This window comes from Streptomyces sp. MMG1533 (genome assembly GCF_001279775.1).
Taxonomy (GTDB): Bacteria; Actinomycetota; Actinomycetes; order Streptomycetales; family Streptomycetaceae; genus Streptomyces.
The window spans coordinates 1-6,195 of sequence record NZ_LGDG01000279.1; the positions used below are offsets into that span (position 1 = coordinate 1).

At 71.0% G+C, this 6,195-nt stretch carries 5 protein-coding genes and 1 pseudogene; 4 read left to right on the forward strand and 2 right to left on the reverse strand.

Annotated features, from left to right (window positions below; translation table 11 throughout):
- Window positions 1–99 precede the first annotated feature (99 nt).
- Window positions 100–1,230 carry a dihydrofolate reductase family protein gene (locus ADK57_RS43615; protein ID WP_053755327.1) on the reverse strand — a complete coding sequence of 377 codons (1,131 nt, stop codon included), beginning with the start codon at window positions 1,228–1,230 and terminating at the stop codon, window positions 100–102.
- Between the two features lie 72 nt (window positions 1,231–1,302).
- Between ADK57_RS43615 and ADK57_RS43620 the strand changes: the two genes are divergently transcribed.
- The 4 genes from ADK57_RS43620 (at window position 1,303) to ADK57_RS43635 (ending at window position 6,041) form a co-directional block, all read left to right on the forward strand.
- A complete protein-coding gene (locus ADK57_RS43620) occupies window positions 1,303–1,818 on the forward strand; it encodes a MarR family winged helix-turn-helix transcriptional regulator (RefSeq protein ID WP_053755328.1) in 516 nt (171 codons plus the stop codon).
- 147 nt (window positions 1,819–1,965) lie between these two features.
- Window positions 1,966–2,607, forward strand: a complete 642-nt coding sequence (locus tag ADK57_RS43625) for a GTP cyclohydrolase II (protein ID WP_053755329.1) — start codon at window positions 1,966–1,968, stop codon at window positions 2,605–2,607.
- A 140-nt stretch (window positions 2,608–2,747) separates the two neighbouring features.
- Window positions 2,748–4,976 (forward strand): MMPL family transporter, encoded by a 2,229-nt coding sequence (locus ADK57_RS43630; RefSeq protein ID WP_053755330.1) that lies wholly within the window; start codon window positions 2,748–2,750, stop codon window positions 4,974–4,976.
- 117 nt (window positions 4,977–5,093) lie between these two features.
- Entirely contained in the window at window positions 5,094–6,041 is a 948-nt protein-coding gene (locus ADK57_RS43635) for an SGNH/GDSL hydrolase family protein (RefSeq protein ID WP_234390589.1), read from the forward strand.
- Between the two features lie 24 nt (window positions 6,042–6,065).
- Here ADK57_RS43635 and ADK57_RS49640 read toward each other — a convergent pair.
- Window positions 6,066–6,195: pseudogene (locus ADK57_RS49640) on the reverse strand (DNA-binding response regulator); the annotation flags it as partial.

Genomic DNA, 6,195 nt, shown 5'->3' on the forward strand with positions numbered 1-6,195 from the left:
ACCCCCCCCGACACGGCCCCGACCCCCCACGACACAAGGCGCAACGCGCGAACCCCCACCCCACCCGCACAGGCCGCCGCAGGCATGACCCCGCCCCCCTCAGCCCAGCAGATGCCGATTCGGCGCCTTGGCCCGCTCCTCGTACTCCGGGAGCACGACGACCGACGCACCCTCGGCCTCCAGCACCCCACTCCCGTCGGCCTCCACGACAAAGGTGTCCGGCTCACGCCAGGCCGTCACCACCCGCCGCACCCCCGCATCCAGGATCAGCCGCGCACACGGCGCCGGCCGGGACGCGCGGCGGGCACACGGTTCCAGGCTGCTGTACACCGTCGCGGAGGCGAGCCGCGCGTCACCCGGCGTGATCTTCGAAAGCGCCGCCTCCTCCGCGTGGACCACGGGGTCTTCGCCCTCCCGGGAGTGGCCGCGCGCCAACTCCGTACCGTCGGCCGCCACCACGACCGCCCCCACGCTGAACGCCGTACGCGAGGGCGGGCACGCGGCCGCCAGTTCGCAGGCCAGCGCCAGCCAGCGGTGGTCCGCGGCGCAGGGGTGAGAACCAGCGCCCGGTGCCGTCGGCTCGTAGCGCATCAACACCACGTCGCCCACCGGCCGGGTCTCCACCAGCCGGAGGCGTCCGCCCTGGTAGGGGCCGGGGCCGAACAGACGAGGCGCGTCCGGGTCGCCCACGAACAGCGGCGCCAGCACCAGCTGCAGTTCGTCGGCGAGCCCCTGCCGCAGCAGCTGGGTGTGGATCCGCCCGCCGCCTTCGACCATGAGACGCCGGACCCCCCGGACGTCGTGCAGGTGCTCCAGCAACCGCCGCCAGTCGAGTTCGGCGCCCAGGGGGACCACGTCCGCGGCCAGTCCCGCCGCGCGCGCCCGGGCCGCGCCCTTCTCCGTCGTATAGACGATCTTCTCGTCACCCGTGTGCCAGAAGTTCGCGGCCGGGTCCAGGTCCCCCGACCCGCTGACCGTGACCTTCAGCGGATACTCCGGCTTGCCCGCGGCCACCCGGGCCGCCCGCCGTTCCGCCGAGTTGACCAGCAGCCGCGGATTGTCGGCACGGATCGTCCCCGCCCCGACCAGGATCGCGTCGACGGACGCCCGCACCTCGTCGACCCGGTCGAAGTCGGCCGGGCCGGAGAGGAGCAGGCGGTCGGGGCCGGTGTCGTCCAGGTAGCCGTCGAGGGAGACGGCGGCGGAGAGGAGGACGTAGGGGTGGGGCATCGGCGCGGTCCCTCTCGAAGTCGGCGGCACGGCACTCTTGGTTCAAGTTTGAAGCAAACCTACACTGGGGGCATGACGACTCGCTGGCTCACCCCGAAGGAGCAGCGCGCCTGGCGCGCGTACATCGCCGCGACGCAACTCCTGGAGGACGCGATCGACCGGCAGCTCCAGCAGGAGGCCGGCATGCCGCACCTCTACTACTCCATCCTGGCCTACCTCTCCGAGGTGCCCGAGCGCCGGCTGCGCATGACCGATCTCGCGGAGAAGCTGAAGATCACCCGCAGCCGGCTGACGTATGCGGTGACGCGCCTGGAGAAGGACGGCCTGCTGCGGCGCGAGGACTGCCAGTGGGACAAGCGCGGAAGTGTCGCGGTCCTGACGGACGAGGGCATGACCGTACTGGAGGGCGCGGCCCCGGGCCATGTAGAGACGGTCCGGACCTCCCTGTTCGACCAGCTCACCGACGAGCAGGTGGAGCAGCTGGAGGAGATCTGCACGGGGATCGCGCAGGGACTCCAGGGCGACGACGCCCAGTCCGCGCCGGACGGCGTCCCGTGGCGCAGGCGCTCCTCGTCCCCCTGTTCGTGAGCCCCGCCACAAACCGATTGATTCAAATTTAAAGCATGAGGTAGGGTCCGTACTCGTGGATCTGCTTCAAAACTGAAGCAGATCCGCGGAACCATCCGCAGGACCAGCAGACCTGCGACTCCGATCCCCGGACCCGGGAGAACCCGCATGCCCGACTTCCCCGCCGCCACCCCGCGCTCCCGCGTCCGGGTACCGCTCCGCTTCCACGACGGCTACAGCGTCGACACCGAACTGGTCACCTTCCACGGACTGGCCGACGGCCAGGAACACGTGGCAGTCGTCCTCGGCGACCAGACCCGCGGCAGCACCCCGCTGGTCCGGCTGCACTCCGAGTGCCTGACCGGCGACGTCTTCGGCTCGGCCCGCTGCGACTGCGGCCCGCAGCTGCGCGAGGCGGTCGAGCGCATCGCCGACCGCGGCGGCATCCTGCTCTACCTCCGCCAGGAGGGCCGCGGCATCGGCCTCTACAACAAGCTCGACGCGTACGCCCTCCAGGACCAGGGCCTCGACACCTACGCCGCCAACACCGCGCTGGGCCTGCCCGAGGACGCCCGCGACTACACGGCAGCCGCCCAGATGCTCCAGGCCCTCGGGATCGGCAGCCTCGACCTGCTCTCCAACAACCCCGACAAGGCAGGGCAGTTGCGCGACCTCGGCATCGACGTCCGCGACCGCGTCCCCACCGGCGTCTTCCAGAACGCGCACAACGTCCGTTACCTGCGTGCGAAGGTCGTCCAGACCCAGCACACCCTGACGCTCGGAGAGCTGACGGGATGTCACGCGGGCTGACGGTGTAGCGGGCTACACCACACACTCGGGAACCCACTCCCTCGTGGCCAGGCACGGCGGACGGAATCGTGGAGATCACACCGATCACACCGATCGGACCGATCCGATCCCGTACCGCCGTTGTGGAGGCATCCCCTGCCATGGCCACTCTCCTCTACCGCATAGGCCGACTGGCCTTCAGATGGCGCTGGTTCGTCACGCTGCTCTGGATCGCGGCCCTCGGCGCCGTGGGCGTCGCCGCCGCCAAGGCACCCGCCGCCGCCGACGACGGCTTCACGATGCCCGGAATCGAGTCCCAGAAGGCGTTCGACCTGCTGGAACAACGATTCCCCGGAACCACGGCGGACGGGGCGAGCGCCCGGATCGTCTTCGTCGCCCCGACCGGCGAGAAGGTCACCGCCACCGAGAACAAGGCGGCGATCGAGAAGCTCGTCGACGAGGCCGCAGACGGCTCGCAGGTCGCGAGTGCCGTCGACCCCTTCCAGGCGAAGACGGTCAGCAAGGACGCCAGGACGGCGTACGCGACCGTCTCCTTCAAGGCCACCGCCCACGACCTCACCGACACCAGCAAGCAGCACCTCGAGACCGCCATCGACCAGGCCAGGGACGCCGGTCTCACCGTCGAGGTCGGCGGGGACGCACTCGCCACCCAGCCGTCGGCGGGCGGCAGCGCGGAGGCCATCGGCATCGCCATCGCCGCGCTGGTCCTGCTCATCACCTTCGGATCGCTCGCCGCCGCCGGACTGCCACTGCTCACCGCAATCCTCGGCGTCGGCCTCAGCATGGCCTCGATCATGGCCCTGAGCAGCACCTTCGGCCTGTCGGACACGACCGGCACGCTGGCCACGATGCTCGGCCTCGCGTGCGGCATCGACTACGCCCTGTTCGTCGTGTCCCGCTACCGGGAGGAGCGCGCCAAGGGGCACGACCCGCGGGAGGCGGCGGGGCTGGCCGCCGGTACGGCCGGTTCGGCGGTCGTCTTCGCCGGGCTGACCGTCGTGATCGCGCTGGCCGGCCTTTCGGTGGTCGGCATCCCGTTGCTCACCAAGATGGGGCTGGCCGCGGCCGGCGCGGTCCTGGTCTCCGTACTGATCTGCCTCACCCTGGTCCCGGCCGTCCTCGGCTTCTGGTCGAACGCGGTGCTCTCGCGCGGTGTCCGCAAGAACTCCAAGCGCAACCGCAGGAAGCAGCAGAAGACCGAGAACGGCGGCTCGCGCTGGGCCCGGATCGTCGTACGCCACCCCCTCCCCGTGCTGCTGCTCGGCGTGGTGGGCCTGGGCGCGATGGCCACCCCGGTGATGGACCTCCAGCTGGGCATGCCGGGTGACGAGGCGAAGGCGACCTCGACCACCGAGCGCCGTGCCTACGACGCCCTCGCCGAGGGCTTCGGCCCCGGCTTCAACGGGCCGCTGACGATCGTCGTGGACGCCAAGGGAAGTGACGACGCGAAGTCGGCCGTATCGACGATCTCGAAGGACATCGCCGCCACCGACGGGGTCGTCTCCGTCTCGCCGGCCCGCTTCAACAAGGCCGGGGACACCGCGGTGTTCTCCGTCACCCCGTCCACCGCGCCGACCGACGAGAAGACCAAGGACCTCGTGCAGACCATCCGCGACGAGCGGGCGGGCATCGAGTCCCGGACGGCGGGCGCGTCCTTCGAGGTGACCGGCAAGACCGCGGTCGACATCGACGTCGCCGAGAAGGTGCAGGCCGCGCTGATCCCGTACCTCGCCCTCGTGGTCGGTCTGGCGATCGTGCTCCTGCTGCTGGTGTTCCGCTCGCTGCTCGTGCCGCTGAAGGCGGCGCTCGGCTTCCTGCTCTCCGTCCTCGCCGCCCTCGGCGCGGTGGTCGCGGTCTTCCAGCAGGGCCACGGCGCCGAACTCCTCGGCGTGGAGACCACCGGCCCGATCATGAGCATGATGCCGATCTTCCTGGTGGGCATCGTCTTCGGCCTCGCCATGGACTACGAGGTGTTCCTGGTCTCGCGGATGCGGGAGGCGTACGTCCACGGTGACGGGGCCAAGCAGGCGGTCGTCACCGGGTTCCGGCACAGCGCCCGGGTGGTCGTGGCCGCCGCTCTGATCATGATGGCCGTCTTCTCCGGCTTCATCGGCGCCGGTGAGTCGATGATCAAGATGATCGGCTTCGGCCTCGCCATCGCGGTGTTCTTCGACGCCTTCGTGGTCCGCATGGCGATCGTCCCCGCGATCCTCGCCCTCCTCGGCGACAAGGCCTGGTACCTGCCCCGCTGGCTGAACCGGCTGCTCCCCGACGTCGACGTCGAGGGCGAGAAGCTCAGCCGCCGGCACACGGTCGGCGACACGGACGCGGCACAGCGGCCCGAACCCGAGCCGGTCTCCGCCCGCTAGCCCGCAGCACCCCAGGGGCCGCCGTCACCGACGGCGGCCCCGTCTCTTCGGTCCCCCTCCCCGTAGCCGCTCATCACGACACTGCCCTCCGCCTTCGAGAAAGAGCAGGACATTCTGATGACGACTCATGCACGGGTCATGCTGGCCGGACTTCTCCTCGCGTGCGGCACCCTCGCGGTGGCCGTCGGCGTCACGGACGACGACACTCCGGCCGCCGAGGCCAAGACCGCGTCGAAGGGGCCGTACGTCGCCCTCGGCGACTCCTACACCGCCGGGCCGGAGATCCCCGACCGCACGGGCAGCCCGGCCGGCTGTGACCGTTCCGACCGCAACTACCCCGCCCTCGTCGCCGCCGGACTCGGCCTGAAGGGCGCCGACTTCCGGGACGTCAGCTGCAGTGGCGCCAAGATCACCGACCTGACGACCTCCCAGTCCACCGACGACGGCACCAACCCCGCCCAGCTCAAGGCGATCTCCTCCGACACCCGCCTGGTCACCGTCGGCATCGGCGGCAACGACATCGGCTTCAGCCCGATGATCAAGCGGTGCGTCGGGGCGGGGGCGCTGTACAAGCTCGCCGGGAGCGGGAAGTACGTGTCCGAGGACGCCCCGTGCGCACGGCAGTACGCCGGCGATTCCGGCGATTCCGGCGACAGCGTGGGGCAGCGCATCGACGAGGCGGACGAGCGGCTCGCCCGCACGCTGACCGAGGTCCGGCGGCGCGCCCCGCAGGCTCGGGTGTACGTCGTCGGCTACCCGGCGATCCTGCCCTCCGAGAGCGCCGAATGCGACCGGGAGATGTCCCTCGCACCCGGCGACGTGACCTTCCTGCGGGAGACGGAACAGCGGCTCAACAGCATGCTGCGGGAACGCGCCGAGGCCGCGGGCATGGGGTACGTCGACACGTACACGCCCTCCAAGGGCCACGACGCCTGCTCCGCGGAGGACACCCGGTGGATCGAACCGCTCGTACCGCGCAGCCCCGCGGCGGCGATGCACCCCAATGAGCGGGGCGAGCGGGGGATGGCGGACGCGGTGCTGCACACGCTGCGGTCGGCGTTGTAGCAGCCGTCGGTGGAGTGCCTGGCGTCACTGCGGGGCGTGCGCCAGGTACGCCAGTACGGCCAGCACCCGGCGGTGTCCGCTGTCGCTCGGCGGCAGTCCCAGCTTCAGGAACACGTTGCCGATGTGCTTGTGGACCGCCCGTTCGGTGACCACG